The organism is Pseudomonas sp. UBA6753 (assembly GCF_002453565.1).
Taxonomy (GTDB): domain Bacteria; phylum Pseudomonadota; class Gammaproteobacteria; order Pseudomonadales; family Pseudomonadaceae; genus Aquipseudomonas; species Aquipseudomonas putida_Z.
Genome location: NZ_DKHD01000053.1, coordinates 184,655 through 204,878, shown reverse-complemented (window position 1 = coordinate 204,878; position 20,224 = coordinate 184,655). Strand labels below are relative to the sequence as shown.

The window sequence follows — 20,224 nt, the reverse complement described above, 5'->3', positions numbered from 1 at the left end:
GGGTTGAGCAGCCCCGCCGGGCGCTGCAAGGTCACCCCCAGCCGCCACTGCTCGCCCGCGCGCAGCGGCGGGCCGTCGAACCAGCTCAGTTGCAGGCGCTGCGGCAGCTCTGCCCGCCGCGAGCGGGCCGCGTCCAGCTCGAAACGCACACCCTGCGCAGTCCGGGTCGGCAGGCCGACCACCTGGCCCTCAAGCCACAAGGTGCGGCCATCCAGCCCGGTGGCCAGGCGGTCATCCAGCGCCTGCTGCGCAGACCAGCAAGCCCAACACAGGCCCAACAGAAAACAGCCCAGCGGCCACAGCCGGGTGAACAGGCCGAGGCCACCGGCTACAGCCAGCAGCACCAGCCATCCGACCGATGGCAATGCGGGGAGAAAGCCCAGGCACAACAGCCCGAGCGCGAGCGCAAACATCCCTGTGCGCATGAAGTAGAGCTCCAGAAGCGAAATCACCTTCTGAGGCATAGCCCAATTGCCGGCAGCGCTTGCTCAACAATTGTCACAAACTCTAAACGAGGCTGAGCGGGAATCAGGGCATACTGCCCGGATCAACGCTCCGGGAGCCTACATGCCGCGCCGACTTTTCAAACGCTACATGCCGGACCCGACCAGTATTCGGGAACACAAGTCCTTACGCTTTTTCGGCAAGTTGCTGCATGACCCGAACCTCTGGCACCTGAACCGCCATTCGGTGGCGAGGGCCATGGGCGTTGGCCTGTTCGCGGCGTTGATCCCGATGCCGGCGCAGNNTGGCTGACCAACCCGCTGACCATGCCACCGGTGTTCTTCGTCACCTACATGACCGGCGCCTGGCTGATGCAGGTACCGCCGCGCACCCTGCCCGACGAGCTGACTTTCCAGTGGATCACCGACCAGCTGTCGACGCTGTGGCAACCCTTCCTGCTCGGCTCGGTAGTGTGCGGTGTGGTGCTGGGCATCCTCGGCTACTTCACCACCATGCTCTACTGGCGCTGGTGGGTGGGCCGGCAGTGGCGTCTGCGCCAATGCCGGTGCAAGGTTTCAGGCACGCATGCCGCGGCCGCTGACCAGCAGGCGAACGCACACCAGGTAGAGCACCGCGGTGGCGACCAGCATGAAGGTAATCGCCGTGCCAATGCTGATATCCGACACCCCTAGGATGCCGTAGCGGAACGAGTTGACCATGTGCAGCACCGGGTTGGCCAACGACACGGTCTGCCAGAACGGCGGCAGCAAGTTGATCGAGTAGAACACCCCGCCCAGGTAGGTCAGCGGCGTCAGCACGAAGGTCGGGATGATCGAGATGTCGTCGAAATTGCGCGCAAACACCGCGTTGACGAAGCCCAGCAGCGAGAAAATGGTGGCGGTCAGCAGCACCACGACCACAGTCACGCCCAGGTGGTGCACCTGCAGGTGGGTGAAGAACAGCGACAGGAAGGTCACGATCACGCCCACCGCCAAGCCACGCAGCACGCCACCCAGCACATAACCGACGAGGATGGTGTGTGGCGATACCGGCGACACCATCAGCTCTTCGATGGAGCGCTGGAACTTGCTGCCGAAGAAGCTTGACACCACGTTGCCGTAGGAGTTGGTGATCACCGACATCATGATCAGCCCCGGCACGATGTACTCCATGTAGGTGAAGCCACCCATGTCGCCGATCTGCCGGCCGATCAGGTTACCGAAGATGACGAAGTACAGGACCATGGTGATCGCCGGCGGCAGCAGGGTCTGCGGCCAGATACGCAGGAAGCGCCGCACTTCGCGGTAGACGATGGTGTTCAGGGCGACCCAGTTGGTGCGCAGTTCCACACTCATACGGCCACCTTCGACAGGTTTTTTTCCACCAGGGACACGAACAGCTCCTCGAGTCGGTTGGTCTTGTTGCGCAGGCTCTGCACCTCGATGTTCTGCAGCGCCAGCTGGCCGAACAGCGCGGTGATGCCAATGTCCTTGTCCACCTGCACTTCCAGGGTATGCGGGGTCAGCAGGCGGCACGGGTAGCCCTGCAGCACCGGTGCAGTGGCCAGGTCCTGCTTGATGTCGAGCACGAAGGTTTCGACATGCAGCTTGCCCAGCAGCTGGCGCATGCTGGTGTTCTCGACGATGGTGCCGTGGTCGATGATGCCGATGTTACGGCACAGCTGCTCGGCCTCTTCCAGGTAGTGGGTGGTGAGGATGATGGTGATGCCCTTCTGGTTCAGCTCGGTGAGGAAGCTCCACATCGAACGGCGCAGTTCGATGTCCACACCGGCGGTGGGCTCGTCGAGAATCAGCAGGCGCGGCTCGTGGATCAGTGCACGGGCAATCATCAGGCGGCGCTTCATGCCCCCCGACAGCGAACGCGATTGCACGTCACGCTTGTCCCACAGGCCGAGCTGGGTCAGGTACTGCTCGGCACGCTCCTTGGCCACCTTGGGCGGGATGCCGTAGTAACCGGCCTGGGTCACGACGATGTCGAAGGTTTTCTCGAACTGGTTGAAGTTGAACTCCTGCGGCACCACGCCCAGGCAGCGCTTGAGCGCCGACGGCTCGCGGTCCAGGTCGTGGCCGAACACGTTGACCGTGCCGCTGGTCTTGTTGACCAGGGTGGAGAGGATGCCGATGGTGGTGGACTTGCCCGCGCCGTTGGGGCCGAGCAAGGCGAAGAAGTCGCCTTCGGCAACATCCAGGTCGATGCCCTTGAGGGCCTGGAAGCCGTTGCCGTAGGTCTTGGTCAGCTGTCGGATGGACAGGGCGGAACTCATAGCGGGTCACTTACCGAGAAAAAGGTGCAGGACACGCCAGGTAAAGGCACTGGCGCAGTGAGTGCGGCCAATGGTGCTTGGCCTGGCCGCACAAGTACAGTCATGTGTATTGATAATGACTATCGAAGTAGCCGTGGTGTTCGATCAGGTCAGCGCAGTCATTACCGCTGCCTGGTACGCAGGGCGGGCTTTCAGGCGCTCGTACCAGGCCTCCAGGTGACGCATGGCCGGGCGCTCGATGGGCATTTCGAACCAGGCATAGATGAAGCTACCCAGTGGGATGTCGCCCATGCCGATCTGGTCACCGGAAAGGTACGGTTGTTTGGCCAGGGCTTCGTCGGCAATGGCCAGCAGCTGGGCGCATTGCTTGTGCGCAGCGTTGATCGCCACCCAGTCGCGCTGGTCTTCCGGGGTGCGCAACAGGCCCCAGAACAGTGGGCGGAACGGCGTGGCGAAGGACGAGGTGGTCCAGTCCATCCACTTGTCCGCCAGGGCGCGCTGACGCGGGTCGTCCAGGTACCAGCCCTGCTCCACACCGTACTCGGCGCACAGGTAGCGGACGATGGTGTTGGACTCCCACAGGGTCAGGTCGCCGTCTTCCAGCATCGGCACCAAACCGTTGGGGTTGCGCGTACGGTAGTGCGGCTCGTTGACCACGCCGAAGGCGCCGCCGGCGTCGATCGACTCGAAATCCAGCCCCAGTTCATGGGCGATCCATAGCGCCTTGCGCACATTGCTCGAATTCTTGCGGCCCCAGATCTTCAGCATGGCAACGTCCTTATAGATACAAAGATGAACAGTCTAATGCAAAACCTTATGCGCCGATAATGGGATTCTCGGCGTTCAATAAACGCGTGACGCCATAGGGCCGCCGCAACAAAAACTATCATTTTTGCCAGTTTCTTCGGGAAACGCCAACCACTACCTTGACTTCAGGCCCACACAGAGGTACTGAAAGATGAAAGACAACAAAAGTGAGATCCCAACAGCTTTAGCGTTTTCCGGATATTGTCATTTAGACACCGTTCATCGCCAATCGGATGTTTATTACAGCAGCCAGGGACTCAGCACCAATAACAATGAAATCATCATCACCAAACGAGACCTGATTGCAGGTAAAAGCTGGGAAAGAGCCGCGCTCCATCTGGGCCCTACCAAGCACTTCTATGACACTGACTTCAGAAAAGCCGAAATCAGTCGATGCGTTACCGCAGACAGCCGAATAATCACCAAAAAAGATCTAGGCATGCGAGGAAGCATCATCACTGAAATAACAGACTACGGCCCAAGCGATGAAAGAACCCTGTCATTTAAAATCGACCTGGACGGAAGCTACCTGACACTCAACACCGAGACATCTGGCGAACTGAGATGGCACTGGAACAAGCCCCCCACATTGACATGGAATGGCAAGCCTGAGGACATAGCCATCCTCGAGAATCATTACTTCAAACAAAAAAACCTTTTACTTGACCGGATACCTCTAGGGCAACGGGATTTCAATCTCTGGATTTATCTGGACTTCAGCATCAAACACGACATCCTTTGGCAAGCCTACGCCAAACCGCAAGAAAAACTCAACGAGACGTTCACCCCCGAGCCTCTGCCTCCTTTTATAAACGAGCATGAAGACGATCTCGTTATTTCACTTTACGCCAACTACTTTCCCACCATAAGTAACGGCACCCCACCCGACGACATAGGACTTTTCCCTGGCATAGTTTCCTCTCCCTCAGGCTGGCCGTATATCATGGGTAGTCCAATCGGCAAGGACGCTCTTCTTTGCCTCTTCCGCAACGCCGATTCTTCCAATACAGGCAACAACAAAGCTGCGGGACTCTCGACCGCTATTCACCCGCTACCCTTGGCCACGACCATCTCATCGACCGCAGGGCCACAGAAGCTGATCGCCAACCCACAATCCGCCAAGCCTACCTGGAGCGTGGAGAAACCGAGCGCAGGATCCATCAAGAGCATTGATGGCGCTCAGCACTATCAGCCCCCCGGAGCCCTCAGGCCCAACGCGATTGCCAACCCCGATTGCAAGACCCTCATCCCCGCCATGCGCAAGAGCAGTACGCGGCAAATACTCCTGCCGGCAGTGGCCGATATCCTCAAGGCCACCACCAGTACCGGTGCAGCCTACGCCACCTGGGTATCGGAATACTTCGCTCAAACGCACTATTTCAAGGCCGCGAAACAATCGGGCAAACTGCAGCTGTCGATGTACTACACCGCGATGACAGGCAAAGAAGTGGCTGTGCCATTAAAAAACATCGCCTGGCATGTTCTGTCAGGCAACGGCAAGGTCGACAGCCAAGGGGTATTCACGCCTGACAGCAAGGCGCCGTCACTCTGCACGGTGATATTGGCCGTGGATGTTGACGAGACCGAGGCGGATCAAAGCTGGTACTGGGCCATGACCATCATTCCACACCCGTTCATCGAGGTAGACGCCATGCTCGAGCTTTTCAGCGACTAGCAACTGCATTCCCCAAGCATCACGGCGCGCGAACTCCGCCAGCCGTGCTCTGTCACTGTTCTGAGCAGGCCTTTGCAGCAAGGCTGTCTACGCTTGTTGCATCGGCTTGAAGCCCACGGTCACGGAGAAAAGACTATGTTGCTGTTGTGGTTGGCGGTCATGGTACTAGGCGCAGCCTATCTCACCCACCGGCGCTTGCCGCCCTTGCAGATACTCGGCGCGGTGGCAGCCTATGTGCTGCTGATGGGCCTGTTCGGCAATGCACCCGGCTGGCTGTTGACGGTGCTGTGGCTGGCACTGGCACTCAAAGCCGCTTTGCTCATGCTGCCGCAGTGGCGCCGCCAGGTGCTCACACGCCCCGTTTTCAACTGGTTCCGGCGCACGCTACCGCCCATGTCGCAGACCGAACGCGAGGCCATCGACGCCGGAACCGTGTGGTGGGATGGTGAACTGTTCAGTGGCCGCCCCAACTGGCAAACCTTGCTCGACTACCCGTCACCCACGCTGACAGAAGAGGAGCAGGCGTTCATCGACGGCCCCACCGAGCAGCTCTGCGCCATGGTCAGCGACTGGCAGATCGGCCAGGATCTGGACCTGCCACCCGAGGCTTGGGCCCATATCAAGTCCCAAGGCTTCTTCGCCCTGATCATTCCCAAGGAATATGGCGGCAAAGGCTTCTCGGCCTACGCCCATTCCCAGGTCGCGATGAAGCTCGCCACCCGCAGCGGCGACCTGGCGTCAACCGTGATGGTGCCCAACTCTCTGGGGCCTGCCGAACTGCTGCTGCACTACGGCACCGAAGAACAGCGAAACCACTATCTGCCACGCTTGGCCCGGGGCGAAGAAATCCCCTGCTTTGCCCTCACAGGTCCAATGGCCGGGTCCGACGCGGGCGCCATGCCAGATACCGGCGTAATCTGCCGAGGGCAGTGGCAAGGTGAAACCGTGATCGGCCTGCGCCTGAACTGGGAGAAGCGCTACATCACCCTGGGGCCCGTCGCCACCCTGCTGGGGCTCGCATTCAAGGCCTACGACCCGGACCACCTGCTGGGTGACCGCGTGGAGCTGGGTATCAGCCTGGCACTGATCCCTACCGATACACCGGGCGTGGAAATCGGCAAACGCCACCTGCCCCTCGGTGCCGCATTCATGAATGGCCCCAATAGCGGCAAGGATGTCTTCGTACCGCTGGACTTTCTCATCGGCGGCAAGGATATGCTCGGCAAAGGCTGGATGATGCTGATGAACTGCTTGTCGGTCGGCCGTTCGATCTCCCTGCCGGCCGTCGGCACTGGCGCGGCCAAGTACACCAGCCTGGTGACAGGGCAATATGCCCGCATCCGCGAACAGTTCAACGTACCGCTGGCCGCGTTCGAGGGCATCCAGGAGTCTCTGGCGCGCATCGGTGGCAACGCCTGGCTGATGGACAGCGCCCGCTTGCTGACCACCAAAGCCGTGGATCTGGGTGAAAAACCCTCGGTGCTGTCGGCCATCCTCAAGTACCACCTCACCGAACGCGGCCGCGAATGCATCCGCCACGCCATGGATGTGCATGGCGGCAAGGGCATCATCATGGGGCCCAACAACTACCTGGGGCGAAACTGGCAGGGCGCACCGATTTTCATCACCGTCGAGGGCGCCAACATACTCTCGCGCAACTTGATGATCTTCGGTCAGGGCGCCATTCGTTGCCATCCGTTCGTACTCCAGGAAATGGCCCTTGCCGGGCGTGAGGACGACGACCAGGCGCTCGGCGAATTCGATGACCTGTTGCTGAAACACATCCTGTTCGCGGTCGGCAATGCCGCCAGCACACTGGTGCTTGGCCTGGGGCTTGGGGCACTGGAAAAGGCCCCCGGCGACAGGTTGAGCCAAGGCTACTTCCGCGCTCTGAATCGCCAGGCTGCCGCCTTTGCCCTGCTGGCCGACCTGTCGATGATGTTGCTGGGCGGGGCGTTGAAGCGCCGTGAGCGATTGAGTGCCCGCCTGGGCGACGTATTGAGCTACCTCTACCTGTCATCTGCCGCACTCAAGCGCTACCACGACCTGGGCTCGCCAGAGTACATGCAGCCGTTGCTGCGTTGGGCCATGGAGGAAAGCCTGGGCCAGGCGGAAAGTGCCTTGGATCGTGTGCTCGACAACTTCCCCAACCGCTTCGTCGGCTGCGCCTTGCGTGTGCTGGTATTCCCGTTTGGGCGCCGCCACACCGGGCCGAGCGACGAACTGGATGCCGAAGTGGCCGAGTTGTTGGGGCGCCGCAAGGGCGACCCAGCCCTGGAGCAGCTACTGGCCGGCTGCTTCCGGCCTGAGGCCGACGGTGATGCGGTGGCTGCGCTGCAACGTGCTTGCGATGCGCTGGACGAAACTGCGCCCTTGCACAAACGGTTGTCCCAGGCGCTCAAGGACGGTGTCGTGCAGCCAGCGCCAGGGCAGTGCCCTGTCGAAGCCGCCGTGCAAGCGGGCGTGCTTGAAGAGCAAGAAGGCCAGCAACTGCAGGACGCCGAGCAGGCGCGCCGGGCGGTGATCGCAGTGGACGCCTTCGACAAGCAATACTTGCAGCCCATACCGGGGCAAGTACGCTAAGCAGCATTCAAACAGGGCCGCCACACGGCCCTGCCAGCCTTCCACCTGGCCATAACCCACGTATACTTCGCGCCCGTTCCAACCATTTCGAGGACCTCACCATGGCCACCCCCAACCTGGACTATCACCTGCAACTGCTTCACCATCTGCGCACCATTCTGGTTGCCTTGGGTGAAGCCGACCAGGTACCAGAGGAAAGCCACGCCCTGTTCCTCGAACGCTTCGACGAACTGCTCACCTTGCTCCCCCAGGACCCGCTGGAAAGCCAATACCTGGGGCAGGACCTGATCTGCCAGGTCATCCAGCGCTATCCGCAAATTGCCCATCTGGTACCCCGTGACTTGCTGTGGTTCTTCGGTGGTGACTGCCTGCACTTCATGCCTGACGAAGAGCTGGCGCTTTATCAGAGCCTGGAAGAGCGTCGCTACGAAGCCGAGCAACGCGGTGAGCCCTTTGACTGGCATCAGCAAAAGCAGCTTTCAAGCCAGGCAGGTCAGCCCACGAATGACTGACACCTGCGGTGATTCACAGGCAAACGAATGATCCACGGCAGATGCTGATTTAACTTACATACCCACCGCTCCCTCCCTCCTAAGCTCCCCGTCCCGGCTGGTTTCACAAGACCAGCCGGTCTCGACAGATCCGGCCTGATGCATGTCTTGATGTCGGGCCTTCACTAGAAAACGGGGATAACAGTCATGAAAAAGCTTCTGACAACCGCAGCCCTGGCCATGAGCCTGAGCAGCACGGCATTCGCCAACAAAGGCGACATTGAGTTTTACGGCATGGTCACCAGCGGTACATGCTCGATCGAAATCGTCGACCCGATAGGCGGGGGCAATATGGATCGCATCTCGATGGGTAACGTCGCCAACGGGCGCTTCACGGCAATTGGCAGCGAAGGCGACCTTCGCCCTTTCGCCATGCGCGTCACCCCCGGCACTGGGTGTGATACCTCCGCCAACAAGGGCTATGTAACCTTCAAAGACGCTTTCGGCAGTGCAGGCGCTGCCGGCGAGCTTCACGCGCTGCAAGCTGGTGGGGCAACCAACCTGGGCCTGGCCATCAAGGACAGTACCAACACCCTGATTGCCAACGGTACCGAATCCAAGGCTTACGACCTGGACGCCACCAACCCCACCGACATGCGGTTCTACGCGGCCTACCGCGCCACCGCCATCCCTGTCACGGCGGGCGCTGCAAACACAGCTGTCAGCTTCGTCTTCGACCTCAAGTAACACCGTTCCAGGCCGCACTATGCGCGCCTGGATCGTCCGCCCCATCCGCTCGGGCGGGCTCGACATTGCCGTGCCTCATCGGATTTATGCGCCCTCGGGCCGCTGGATCGAGCTGAGCCATGAAGGCCGGTTCGGCGACCATCGCTGCCTGTCCAGCATCGTTGACCGTAGCGGCCTGGAGCTGCTGTCCGTCACCTATGAGAACAACCTGATCACCTACCATCTGCACCCCAATTTCGGCGAAACCCGCTACGAGATAGCACTCAAGGACCGTTGGGTGGAGCGCGTGACCCTGCCGACCCATGACCGTGGTAGCTGGCGGTTCAAATATGTCTGCGAAAGCGAAACGGGTGACTACCCGCGCAATGCCAAAGGCAGGCCGATCAAGGAACAGTCCTATGAATTCGACGACCTCGACAACCTGACCTACAGCCGTACCGACTTCGCTGACGGCGAGAAGGACAAGGCTTACTTCACCTGCGAAGGGTTCCAGTTGAAGAACGCCACCCATACCCATCCCGACTACCTGCCTTCAATGGATTTCGCCTACGACGATGATGGCAACATGCTCAATGATGAGCTGGGACACAAGCTGCGCTACGACGAATCTGGGCTGGTACCTGCTGGGCCGCGGTTATCGGGCCTATAACCCTGGCCTGATGCGCTTCCACAGCCCGGATGAGCTTGACCAGGAAGACGTCGGTATCAACCCATACCTGTACTGCAATGGCAACCCGGTCATGTGGCGCGACCCTACTGGGCATGCCGCCAGCCCCATGGCGCCTCCCGACCAGCCTGCAAGCAAGCCCAAGAAGGGGAGTAAGTTAGTCGCCTGGATCATGTTTGGTGTGTCAGTAGCCATCGCCGCAGTTACCCTCGGCACTTTCGCACATGCCGCGCTCGGAGCAGCCGCCACAGTGACTGCCGGGATCGCCCTGGGCAGCAAAACCGTCACCGGGTTGGTTCTAGGGGCTTCTGGCAACGTCTTGGTATTGACAGGCATAGGTTTTGGTGCTGCTAGCATCACGGAAAAAGATCCGAAGAAGGCCAATATTTATTCGTGGGTTAGTCTTGGGGCGTCTCTCGGAGGGGGTGGTTTGGCAGGTTTGGGTACGGGTCTTACCAAAACTGGCCTGGCCCGCGATGTTGCAAAGTTCGCATCAATAAGCCCCGCAAACAAGAATCTTGTAATGCGCAATACGAGTCGGTTCTTTAGCTCACCCCGGAAGGCGGGATTGGATAGGTTGGCAAGGAAGGAACAAGGGCCGATAGGGCCGCCAGAGTGGGTAGAGCCAACACAGCAGCAAGGGGCAGACAGGACAAGCATTACAAGCAGGACAAGCATTGCAAGCGAGACAAGCATTACAAGCGGGACAAACGGGGGGAGAAATTCTGTATCAAACGGATCTGCGTTAGGGGATATCGAATCACTAAGTACTGTAAGCTCAGTTCGGAGCGGATCAAGCAGGTCGTCGGTCAGTGATACACCGCCTGGTTCCCTCAACCGTCAATCCCCAGGGCCATCTAGCGGCCAGAATAAAGACAAGGTGATAACGACTAGCCACTATTTGAATCCAGACCCCAACGCCTTCATACGGACCCCGTCCGGGAAATTGGTGTAACTGAACCAGCCGAAGGCGCCTTGCGGGCGAAAGAGGATGGTCATCGTGGTTCTTGGCTAACGTTGAGTTTGCGAAGACCAAACACTCACCAGAGAAACCACGATGACCAAGCCCACTATCGCATTGACCGAGTTGGTTGAGAAAGGGGCAGATGCTGATCTGCTCAAGCAAATGATCCAGTTCGTTGCACAGCGCATGATGGAGTTCGATGTCGAAGGCCTGTGCGGCGCCGGCTTCGATGTCAAAAGCCCAGACCGGACAAACAGCCGCAACGGCTACCGTGATCGCCTCTGGCAAACCCGCGCGGGTGACGTTGACCTTAAGATCCCCAAGCTGCGCCGAGGCAGCTACTTTCCTGGCTTTCTTGAGCCTCGACGTACTGCAGAGAAGGCCATGGCGGCAGTGATCCAGGAAGCCTACATTCAAGGCGTTTCAACGCGTTCGGTGGACGACCTGGTCAAGGCCATGGGCATGACCGGCATTTCCAAGAGCCAGGTGTCACGGCTGGCCGCCGAGATTGATGAACGTGTCCACGCTTTCCTCGACCGCCCACTGGAAGGCGATTGGCCCTATCTGTGGATCGACGCTACGTACGTCAAGGTGCGGGAGGCAGGGAGAATCGTCTCGGTCGCGGTCATAATCGCCGTGGCCGTGAACACCGATGGAGGGCGCGAGGTGTTGGGCATGCGGGTTGGCCCCTCGGAAGCAGAACCGTTCTGGACGGACTTCCTGCGAAGCCTCATGCGACGAGGCCTGCGCGGCGTGAAGCTGGTCATCTCTGACGCCCACGAAGGGCTCAAGGCGGCTGTTTCCAAGGTCTTCAACGCGACCTGGCAGCGCTGCCGCGTGCATTTCATGCGTAACGCCATGGCCCATGTCGGCAAGGGGCAACGCACCATGGTGGCGGCGCTTTTGCGCACGGTTTTCGCCCAAGACAGCCGTGCCGAATGCCACCAGCAGTGGCGCCTGGTTGCTGACCAACTGCGCGAGAAGTACCCCAAGATCGCGACGCTCATGGACGGCTGCGAGGATGAAGTACTGGCGCACATGGCGTTTCCCAAGGCGCACCGACAGCAACTGCACAGCACCAATCCTCTGGAGCGACTCAATGCCGAGATCAAGCGTCGCACCGACGTCGTGGGCATCTTCCCCAACGACCCAGCCATCACACGGCTGGTAGGGGCGATGCTGCTAGAGCAGAACGACGAGTGGTGCCTGCAACGGCGGTATATGCAGCTGGAGGCCTTTGAGGCCGTCAGCGATAATCCACAGGCCAAGCTGTCAGCCGTAATCAACTAAACGGCAAGCTCAATGGCCAAAGCCATGATGAGTTACACCACTTCCCGGGACACGATCTTCATACGCTCCTAACTTCTTGCCTCCATTACTCTCGCTAACAAAGGGGAGTAATGGAGGCTATTTACCAAACGACTTACAAAGGCATCAACTACAGCCTGTTCGCCTCGCAGTCGCTCAACAAGACCCACGACAACGACCGCATTCTCGGCCTCAGTCTGTCGTTCCCCCTGGACTTCGGCCTGGGCAGCAGCGTCACCCTGGACACCCAGCATCAGGCGGGGCGTTTCAGCCAGCGCGCCAGCCTCAGTGGCGGTGCATTGGACAACCGCCTCAATTATCAGGCGGCTCTGGCCAATGATGGCCAGCAGAACAAGAGTGCCGAGCTATCGGCCGGCTACCTGACCCCGCACGCCAACTTCGGTGCCGGCTATTTTGAAGGCAACGAGTACCGCAGTCTGTCGGTCAACGCCAGCGGCTCTGCCCTGGTGCACGGCGATGGCCTGGTGTTCAGCCCCCATTTCGGCGAGACCAACGCGCTGATCCATGTACCCGACACCCCCGGCGCGGGCATGGAAAACGCAACCGCAGCACGCACCAACGCCAAGGGTTATGCCCTGGCACCGCACCTGCAGCCCTATCGGATCAACCGCCTGACACTCACCACCGACCAGCTCGAACCGGACGTGGAAATCGACAACGGCACGGCCCAGGCCGTACCGAGACGAGGCGCAATCGTGCAGCGCACGTTCGCCGCACGTCGCGTTGCGCGCCTGGTGCTGACCCTGCTGAACACCGAGGGCAAACCATTGCCCTTCGGTACCCAGGTCAAGGATACCCAGGGCAAGACACTGGCGGTGGTGGGACAAGGCGGCCAAGCGCTGGTGGCTACCGAAGCAACCAGTCAGGTGCTGAACGTGCGATGGGGCGAGCAACCGGCCGAGCAATGTCAGCTGTCGATCAAGCCTGCCAGCATGCGTCAGCAGCAGGGCTTCTACCTGCAAACCCTGACCTGCCCCGCCACTGAAGCCTGATGGCTCAAACCTGCACAACAACGGAACCTTTTCATGCGACCTCAACGATACCTGCCAAGCCTGTTAGCCTTGAGCCTTGGCCTCGGCACACAGCTCATCAGTGCATGGCGAACCGCTACCGCCCGTCAACGGCTGGGACGTCAGCGGCAAAGTAATGAGAACAGGTATTCCAGGGGTCGGCCTGTATATCCGCCTGAACCACCCCTTTAACGGCGCCAACAACGGCTTTACACCCACTCAGGATGTGGCCATCCCCTATAGAGGCCACAATACGGTAAACATCTCGCCAACAGCGCTGCTGATAAACGACTTGAGCGCCGATTACTACTTGATCAAGACCGGCCCTATACCGGCAGGCCATTCCCGCTTCAACAGGCAAGTGGCAACAGGCTCCGTCACCGACCTTGGTTCGGCCCTGAGCCTGAACGTGGAGGCAGGCGTGAACCAGGCGCAATGTACCCTCGAGGCCGATGCGGTGAGCGACAACCCCGTTCCCTTGGGCAACCACGATATAGCCATGTTCACCAAGCCTGGTAGTTATTCGCCGCCGGTCAACTTCCACATCACGTTGAGCAACTGCGAAGATGACCCGGCCGGCAGCGTGGCGCGCGCGCACATTCGCCTCGAAGGCGCACTGGGTTCAAGTGTGATCGACCCCAGCCTCGGGTTATTCAGCCTAAATGGCAGCACTCCGGCACAAGGCATTGCCATCCAGCTACTGCGCAGTAACAGCTTACCCATGACGCTTGAGCAAGACGAGCCGGTAACCTGGCTGACGATCGGCGACACACGCCTGGATTTCAAGGCACGTTACTACCAGATTGACCCAAAGGTTTCGGCAGGGCCTGCCAGCGGGGCACTGAAATTCACCATCAGCTATCGCTGATGCCCTATGCCAGGGGCGCAGGACGCGCCCACTGGGGCTTGGGGAGCCAAACATGTAACGCAAAAAGGGACCCGAAGGTCCCTTTTTGCGTTACATGTTTGGAGCGGGAAACGAGACTCGAACTCGCGACCCCGACCTTGGCAAGGTCGTGCTCTACCAACTGAGCTATTCCCGCAATTTGAAGCTTTACCACTATCGGCGTGAAGCGCCTTGAAGACCTTCACTACCACTGCACCGCATAGACGCCACAGTATTTAAACTGGAGCGGGAAACGAGACTCGAACTCGCGACCCCGACCTTGGCAAGGTCGTGCTCTACCAACTGAGCTATTCCCGCAAATGGCGTCCCCTAGGGGACTCGAACCCCTGTTACCGCCGTGAAAGGGCGGTGTCCTAGGCCACTAGACGAAGGGGACACACAACACTTTTCAGTGCACCAGGTTTGAACCTCACGATTCAGCCTGGATTTTCTTTTCCTGCCCCACCATTAGGCGTTGCCGGATAAACTGGAGCGGGAAACGAGACTCGAACTCGCGACCCCGACCTTGGCAAGGTCGTGCTCTACCAACTGAGCTATTCCCGCAATTTGGCGTCCCCTAGGGGACTCGAACCCCTGTTACCGCCGTGAAAGGGCGGTGTCCTAGGCCACTAGACGAAGGGGACACGCTGCTGGCATTACTGCCTGCTTTCACTCCCTGCCGCGTTTCGCTGTGTGCTTTACGCTGCAAGTGGCGCGCATTCTATGGATGGTTCGGACAGGCGTCAACCCCTTTGTAGAAATTTATTTAAATCAATGACTTCCGGGTGAGTTGGGGTGCAGTTGCGGGATGGGTTGCCGATATAGAGAGAGGCAATCCTGTGCCGGCCCTTTCGCGGGCTTGCCCGCTCCCACAGGGTTGTTGCCAACCTTCAGGCCTGTGTTGCACCTGTGGGAGCGGGCAAGCCCGCGAAAGGGCCGGCACAGGGATTTAGCAGCTGTTCGTCCCCCACCGAACTCACTACACTCAAAGCTGTAATTCTTCTTAAATGAGGCATTAACGGTGACACCACTTCTGATCACCCTGCTCATCGTGGCGGGTATCGCGTTGCTGATCGTGATCGGCTACCTAAACAATGTGGTCGAGAACGGCAAGCTCGAGCGCGCCCGGATGAAGGTCGAGCTGGCCGACCGCCTGCGCCGTTGTGGCGAAATCACCGAGACCTTCCCCGGCCAGTTCATGACCCCGGCGCTGAAGCTGCTGCTGACCCGCCTGGAGCTCAACCTCAACCAGCGTCAACTGGCGATGGACAAGCACAATGCCGAAATCAAGGCGCGCATTGCCGAACTGGAGAGGCTGATTGCCCAGGGCAGGCAGATTCCGGTGAACAACCCGCCCAACCCGATCCAGACCGAGATCAAGGCCAAGGATGTGCGCTTCCTGCTGGAGGCGTTGCACAACCAGGTGACCCGCGCCGCCCAGGAGGGCTTCCTGCCCACGCCCGAGGCCAAGCAATGGATCAAGGAAATCCGCCATATCCTGGTGCTGCTGCATATCGAGTTCTTCAACAACCTCGGCCAGCAGGCTTTGCAGCAGAACCAGCCAGGCCAGGCGCGACTGGCCTTCGAGCGCGGCGTGCAGTACCTGCGCAAGCAGCCGGAACCGAAGGTGTATGAAGAGCAGCTGACGTACCTGGAGAAGCTGCTGGCCCGGGCCAACGCCCAGGTACTGGACCGCATGGCCCCGGCGGAGGACGAGCAGAATGAACTGACCCAGGGGCTCAAGACCGATGAGGAAGAGGCCTGGAAGAAGAAGGTGATGTACGACTGATGCTTCAACCTGTACCGGCCTCTTCGCGGGCTTGCCCGCTCCCACAGGTAAATCACTGCCCTTGAGGCTTGTGATTATCCTGTGGGAGCGGGCAAGCCCGCGAAGAGGCCGGTACAGGCAACGACCATCAGCAGTCGGTCAACTCCAGGAAGATCGCCGCCAACCGCTCCAGCCCCACCTGATCCGCCTCACTGAAGCGCCCAAGCTTCGGGCTGTCCAGGTCCAGCACACCAATCAACCTGCCCTCCTTCACCAGCGGGATCACCAGCTCGCTGTTGGACGCGCTGTCACAGGCAATATGCCCCGGGAACGCATGCACGTCCTCTACCCGCTGGGTCTGCCGGGTGGCCGCTGCCGCCCCGCACACGCCCTTGCTGAACGGGATGCGCACGCACGCCACCTGGCCCTGGAACGGGCCCAGCACCAGTTCTTCGTTGCGGTTGAGGTAGAACCCCGCCCAGTTCAGGTCGTCCACCTGGTTATAGAGGAACGCCGAAAACTGCGCGGCATTGGCGATGAAGTCACGCTCGTCGGCAAACAGCGCCTGCACTTGCGCCGCCAGCAGGTTGTAGCCGTCGAGGCCGGCGCCACTGGCATTGAGGTCGATCATTTACTTTTGCTCCAGCAATTGCAGCCCGACCCAGTAGCGGGCGAACTGATAGGCACAACGGCCATTACGGTTACCGCGGCCGGTGGCCCAGCGCACGGCGAGGATGTCGAGTTCTTCGCTGCGCTGCCAGGCCAGGCCGGCAGTTTGCGCGAGCTGGCCGATCCAGTGCTCGACCACGTTCAGGAAATGCTCCTGGGTGAAGGGGTAGAACGACAGCCACAGGCCAAAACGGTCGGACAGGGCAATCTTGTCTTCTACCGCTTCACTGGGGTGCAGCTCGCCGTCCACGCGCTTCCAGTTCTCGTTGTCGCTCTCCTTCTCCGGCACCAGGTGGCGGCGGTTGGAGGTGGCGTACAGCAGCACGTTGTCGGGGGCCTGCTCGAGCGAGCCGTCGAGCACGCTCTTGAGCACCCGGTAGTCGCCCTCCCCGGCTTCGAACGACAGGTCGTCGCAGAACAGGATGAAGCGCTGCGGCAGCTTCTGCAGCTGCTCGACCACCCGTGGCAGGTCGGCCAGGTGGTCGCGTTCGATTTCGATCAGGCGCAGGCCGGCACCGGCGTGCTCGGCCAGCAGGGCCCGCACCAGCGACGACTTGCCGGTGCCGCGCGAGCCCCACAGCAGTGCATGGTTGGCCGGCATGCCGTTGATGAACTGATGGGTGTTGCGGCCCAGCTGGTCACGCTGCTGGTCGACGCCGATCAGGTCGCTCAGGCGGATGTCCAGGCTGACTTCCAGCGGCAGCAAACAGCCGCTGCGGCCATCGCGCTGCCAGCGCGCGGCCAGGGTGGTGGCCCAGTCGATGTTCGGGCGCTGGGCCGGCAACAGGGGTTCGAGGCGGGCCAGTACCGATTCGGCGCGGTCCAGGAAAGCAATCAAGCGAGCGTCCATGACGACTCCTACGAATTTCAGTTTTTTGGGGCCGCTGCGCGCCCCTTCGCGGGCTTGCCCGCTCCTACAGGTACACTGCAAATCTCGAGGGCAGTGATATACCTGTGGGAGCGGGCAAGCCCGCGAAGGGGCGCAAAGCGGCCCCCGCTTGGCAATCAACTGAAATGAACAGACAGACCCACCAGCAGCCGGGGCTATTCGGCTATGCTTGCGCAGCGCAAGGGACGTGAAACCGGCTCGGGACACATGGATATCAAGTTCACCAATCGCCTGTCATACAAGCAAGCCCGGTTGACAGTCCTGGTCGGCTTCATCCTGGGAACATTGCTCAGTCTCATCCAGATCGGCATCGATTATGCCAGCGAAGACGCGTCCATCAACCGTGAAGTGCGCGCCTTGCTGCAAATCAGCCACAACCCGGCCTCGCGCATCGCCTACAACATCGACTCGGAACTGGCCCTGGAGCTGACCCGCGGTCTGCTGCAATCGCCGGCGATCATCCGTGCGCGGCTGATCGACAACAACGAAACAGTGCTGGCCGACGTCGAACGGCCGCGCCTGCAGGACCGCTACCGGCCGCTCAGCGACTTCCTGTTCGGCGACCAGCGCCAGTTCAAGGAACGCCTGTACCTGACTCACATGCCCGAGGAATACCTCGGCACCCTGTACCTGGAGGTGGACACCTACGCCTTCGGCAGCCGCTTTCTCGACCGCGCCGGCATCACCTTGCTCAACGGTTTCGCCCGCAGCCTGGTGCTGACCGGCATCCTCCTGGCGCTGTTCTACATGATGCTGACCAAGCCGCTGGTGACGGTGATCGGCGCGCTCAGCGGCAGCGACCCGCGCAAGCCCCGGCAAACCCGCGTGGCCTGCCCGCACGGCCACGAACACGACGAGATCGGCGTACTGGTGAAGGTCGCCAACCAGCAGTTCGTCAGCATGGCCACCGAGATCGAGCAGCGGCGCACCGCGGAAAACCGCCTGACCCAGTACCTCAACGAGCTGGAAGATATCGTCTCGGCACGCACCAACGAGCTGAAGGCCAGCAACAGCAGCCTGAGCCTGTCCAACCAGGAGCTGGAAGAAGCCCGCCGCCGGGCGCTGGACATGGCCCAGGCGCGCGCCGCCTTCCTCGCCAACATGAGCCACGAAATCCGTACCCCGCTCAACGGCATGCTCGGCATGATCGCCCTTGCCCTGGACAGCCCGCTGCCCAGCGAGCAGCGCCAGCAGCTGGCGATAGCCCATGACTCGGGCAAGGTGCTGGTGGAGTTGCTCAACGATATTCTCGACCTGTCCAAGTTCGATGCCGGCCAGCTGGAGCTGGAGCGCATTCCGTTCGACATGGGCTCGATGGTCGAGGACACTGCCAACCTGCTGTCGCAGAACACCGCGCAAAGCGTGGAGCTGACCTGCCTGATTGCCCGCGACTTCCCCAGCAGCGTGCTTGGCGACCCCACGCGGGTACGGCAGATCGTCAGCAACCTGCTGTCCAACGCCCTCAAGTTCACCCGCTTCGGCCGCGTGGATGTGCGCCTGGCGACCATCGTCGGCGGTGTGCGCCTGGAAGTGCGCGACACCGGCATCGGCATCCCCGAAGAAGCCCAGGCGCGGATCTTCCAGCCGTTCACCCAGGCCGGCGCCGGCATCACCCGCCAGTACGGCGGCACCGGCCTGGGCTTGGCGCTGACACGCAACCTGTGCAAGGCCATGCAGGGCCACCTGCATATCAAGTCCGACCCGGGCTTCGGCAGCCGCTTCACCGCCGAGCTGCCGCTGGCGGTGCACACCGAGGCCATTCCGCCGGCACCGTTGCACGGGCGCGTGGCGGCGCTGAGCGCGGCCGGCAGCGGGCTCGATGAACTGTTGCAGGACCTTTTGCCCGCCTGGGGCCTTGCCTATCAGCACCATGACAGCAGCGCGGGGCTGGACGCCACGGCAATCGACCTGCTGATCACCGACAGCCTGGACCAGCTGTTCGAACTGCGCCCGGCACTGAAGACACCGATCCTGCTGGTGACCGCCTACGGCAACTTCCTGCCCAGCGAACAGTCGGTCACCCTCGCCCCCCTGCACCAGCTGGCCCGGCCGCTGGCGCGCAATGCCCTGTACCAGACCTTGCGCCGCACCTTGCAGGGCCACGAGCCCGAACACCCGCTGGCGACCCCGGCCATCACCCTGGAACAAGGCCGCGCGCGCATCCTGCTCGTGGAGGACAACCCGGTGAACCAGTTGGTGGCCAAGGGCATGCTGGCCAAGCTCGGCTGCCAGGTACAACTGGCCACCCAGGGCGCCGAGGCCCTGGAGCTATTGGAACAGGACGAGTTCGACCTGGTGCTGATGGACTGCAACATGCCGGTGATGGACGGCTACGAGGCCAGCCGGCGCATCCGCCAGAGCGGCCGCTGGCCCGACCTGCCGATCGTTGCCCTCACCGCCAACGCCATGCCCGAGGAGCGCGAGCGCTGCCGGGCAGCGGGCATGAACGACTACCTGGCCAAGCCGTTCCGCCGTGAAGAGCTGCTGGCGCTGGTCGACCACTGGGTGCCGGTCAACGGCTGAGCAGGCGCTCGATATCCGCTTCCAGGGCCTGCGGCTTGGTGGTGGGGGCGTAGCGCGTTACCTGGCCAGAAGCCGGGTCGACCAGGAACTTGGTGAAGTTCCACTTGATCTTCTGGCTACCCAGAATGCCCGGGGCACGCTGCTTGAGTTCGACGAACAGCGGGTGGCTGCCGGGGCCGTTGACCTCGACCTTGCGGAACAGCGGGAAGCTCACGCCGAAATTGCGCTCGCAGAACTGGGCAATTTCCCGTGCATCGCCCGGCTCCTGCTTGCCGAACTGGTTGCAGGGGAAGCCCAGTACCACCAGGCCGCGTGCGCGGTAGGCCTGCCACAGTTGCTCCAGGCCCTTGTACTGCGGGGTAAAGCCGCACTGGCTGGCGGTATTGACCACCAGCAGCGCCTTGCCAGGGAAGTCGCCGAGCTTCTTGTGCTCGCCGCCCAAGGTCACACAGGGGATGTCCAGTATCGATCCAGCCATGGTCGGGCTC

Annotated in this window: 18 protein-coding genes, 5 tRNA genes and 1 pseudogene; 12 read left to right on the top strand and 12 right to left on the bottom strand. The window is 61.1% G+C overall.

Translation table 11 applies throughout. The features are described 5' to 3' along the window. On the bottom strand, positions 1-425 hold a 425-nt coding region (locus tag B2790_RS20450), incomplete at its 3' end, for a ComEC/Rec2 family competence protein (protein ID WP_286919626.1). Positions 426-567: 142 nt separating this feature from the next. On the opposite strand from B2790_RS20450, the pseudogene B2790_RS20445 reads away from it, so the two are divergent. Further along, a pseudogene (locus tag B2790_RS20445) lies at positions 568-1,010 on the top strand (DUF2062 domain-containing protein); the annotation flags it as partial. A 9-nt stretch (positions 1,011-1,019) separates the two neighbouring features. Here B2790_RS20445 and B2790_RS20440 read toward each other — a convergent pair. From B2790_RS20440 to B2790_RS20430, 3 genes are all read right to left on the bottom strand, one after another. Continuing rightward, on the bottom strand, positions 1,020-1,799 hold the full coding sequence (locus B2790_RS20440) for an ABC transporter permease (RefSeq protein WP_003260104.1): 780 nt from the start codon (positions 1,797-1,799) through the stop codon (positions 1,020-1,022). After that, the gene (locus B2790_RS20435) at positions 1,796-2,728 is read right to left on the bottom strand and encodes an ABC transporter ATP-binding protein (protein ID WP_046617069.1); all 933 of its coding nucleotides are present in this window, start codon (positions 2,726-2,728) and stop codon (positions 1,796-1,798) included. The genes B2790_RS20440 and B2790_RS20435 overlap by 4 nt, the downstream gene beginning before the upstream one ends. Before the next feature lie 144 nt (positions 2,729-2,872). Beyond that, positions 2,873-3,496 carry a glutathione S-transferase gene (locus tag B2790_RS20430; protein WP_286919625.1) on the bottom strand — a complete coding sequence of 208 codons (624 nt, stop codon included), beginning with the start codon at positions 3,494-3,496 and terminating at the stop codon, positions 2,873-2,875. Positions 3,497-3,686: 190 nt separating this feature from the next. Here B2790_RS20430 and B2790_RS20425 point away from each other — a divergent pair, with 190 nt between their 5' ends. The 9 genes from B2790_RS20425 (at position 3,687) to B2790_RS20385 (ending at position 13,869) form a co-directional block, all read left to right on the top strand. Next, positions 3,687-5,210 (top strand): hypothetical protein, encoded by a 1,524-nt coding sequence (locus B2790_RS20425; protein WP_286919624.1) that lies wholly within the window; start codon positions 3,687-3,689, stop codon positions 5,208-5,210. 135 nt (positions 5,211-5,345) lie between these two features. Next, positions 5,346-7,793 (top strand): acyl-CoA dehydrogenase, encoded by a 2,448-nt coding sequence (locus tag B2790_RS20420; protein WP_286919623.1) that lies wholly within the window; start codon positions 5,346-5,348, stop codon positions 7,791-7,793. Positions 7,794-7,894: 101 nt separating this feature from the next. Continuing rightward, positions 7,895-8,305: a PA2817 family protein gene (locus B2790_RS20415; protein WP_075044124.1), complete on the top strand. Its 411-nt coding sequence runs from the start codon at positions 7,895-7,897 to the stop codon at positions 8,303-8,305. A 219-nt stretch (positions 8,306-8,524) separates the two neighbouring features. Then, positions 8,525-9,031, top strand: coding sequence for a fimbrial protein (locus tag B2790_RS20410; RefSeq protein WP_286919622.1), 507 nt, complete (start codon positions 8,525-8,527; stop codon positions 9,029-9,031). Positions 9,032-9,050: 19 nt separating this feature from the next. Then, the gene (locus tag B2790_RS20405) at positions 9,051-9,680 is read left to right on the top strand and encodes a hypothetical protein (protein WP_286919621.1); all 630 of its coding nucleotides are present in this window, start codon (positions 9,051-9,053) and stop codon (positions 9,678-9,680) included. After that, positions 9,586-10,653, top strand: a complete 1,068-nt coding sequence (locus tag B2790_RS20400; protein ID WP_313667042.1) for an RHS repeat-associated core domain-containing protein — start codon at positions 9,586-9,588, stop codon at positions 10,651-10,653. The genes B2790_RS20405 and B2790_RS20400 overlap by 95 nt, the downstream gene beginning before the upstream one ends. A gap of 102 nt (positions 10,654-10,755) precedes the next feature. Next, positions 10,756-11,952 (top strand): IS256 family transposase, encoded by a 1,197-nt coding sequence (locus B2790_RS20395; RefSeq protein WP_286919619.1) that lies wholly within the window; start codon positions 10,756-10,758, stop codon positions 11,950-11,952. Between the two features lie 110 nt (positions 11,953-12,062). Then, positions 12,063-12,983, top strand: a complete 921-nt coding sequence (locus B2790_RS20390; RefSeq protein WP_286919618.1) for a fimbria/pilus outer membrane usher protein — start codon at positions 12,063-12,065, stop codon at positions 12,981-12,983. 100 nt (positions 12,984-13,083) lie between these two features. Beyond that, positions 13,084-13,869 carry a fimbrial protein gene (locus B2790_RS20385; RefSeq protein ID WP_286919617.1) on the top strand — a complete coding sequence of 262 codons (786 nt, stop codon included), beginning with the start codon at positions 13,084-13,086 and terminating at the stop codon, positions 13,867-13,869. A gap of 99 nt (positions 13,870-13,968) precedes the next feature. Here the strand turns inward: B2790_RS20385 and B2790_RS20380 are convergent. From B2790_RS20380 to B2790_RS20360, 5 genes are all read right to left on the bottom strand, one after another. Next, positions 13,969-14,044: transfer RNA gene (locus B2790_RS20380), tRNA-Gly, on the bottom strand. A gap of 85 nt (positions 14,045-14,129) precedes the next feature. After that, a tRNA-Gly gene (locus B2790_RS20375) sits at positions 14,130-14,205 on the bottom strand. A 3-nt stretch (positions 14,206-14,208) separates the two neighbouring features. After that, a tRNA-Glu gene (locus B2790_RS20370) sits at positions 14,209-14,284 on the bottom strand. A gap of 91 nt (positions 14,285-14,375) precedes the next feature. Further along, a tRNA-Gly gene (locus tag B2790_RS20365) sits at positions 14,376-14,451 on the bottom strand. Between the two features lie 4 nt (positions 14,452-14,455). Beyond that, a tRNA-Glu gene (locus B2790_RS20360) sits at positions 14,456-14,531 on the bottom strand. Positions 14,532-14,908: 377 nt separating this feature from the next. Here B2790_RS20360 and B2790_RS20355 point away from each other — a divergent pair. After that, complete coding sequence (locus B2790_RS20355; RefSeq protein WP_286919616.1) at positions 14,909-15,676, top strand: hypothetical protein; 768 nt, start codon at positions 14,909-14,911, stop codon at positions 15,674-15,676. A gap of 127 nt (positions 15,677-15,803) precedes the next feature. Here B2790_RS20355 and B2790_RS20350 read toward each other — a convergent pair whose 3' ends face one another. Then, a complete protein-coding gene (locus B2790_RS20350) occupies positions 15,804-16,286 on the bottom strand; it encodes a GAF domain-containing protein (RefSeq protein WP_003260813.1) in 483 nt (160 codons plus the stop codon). Beyond that, a complete protein-coding gene (locus B2790_RS20345; RefSeq protein ID WP_286919615.1) occupies positions 16,287-17,174 on the bottom strand; it encodes an ATP-binding protein in 888 nt (295 codons plus the stop codon). A gap of 204 nt (positions 17,175-17,378) precedes the next feature. On the opposite strand from B2790_RS20345, the gene B2790_RS20340 reads away from it, so the two are divergent. Beyond that, positions 17,379-19,736: a hybrid sensor histidine kinase/response regulator gene (locus B2790_RS20340; RefSeq protein WP_085590103.1), complete on the top strand. Its 2,358-nt coding sequence runs from the start codon at positions 17,379-17,381 to the stop codon at positions 19,734-19,736. Here B2790_RS20340 and B2790_RS20335 read toward each other — a convergent pair. Beyond that, positions 19,726-20,214, bottom strand: a complete 489-nt coding sequence (locus tag B2790_RS20335; RefSeq protein WP_015269382.1) for a glutathione peroxidase — start codon at positions 20,212-20,214, stop codon at positions 19,726-19,728. The genes B2790_RS20340 and B2790_RS20335 overlap by 11 nt on opposite strands. Positions 20,215-20,224 lie beyond the last annotated feature (10 nt).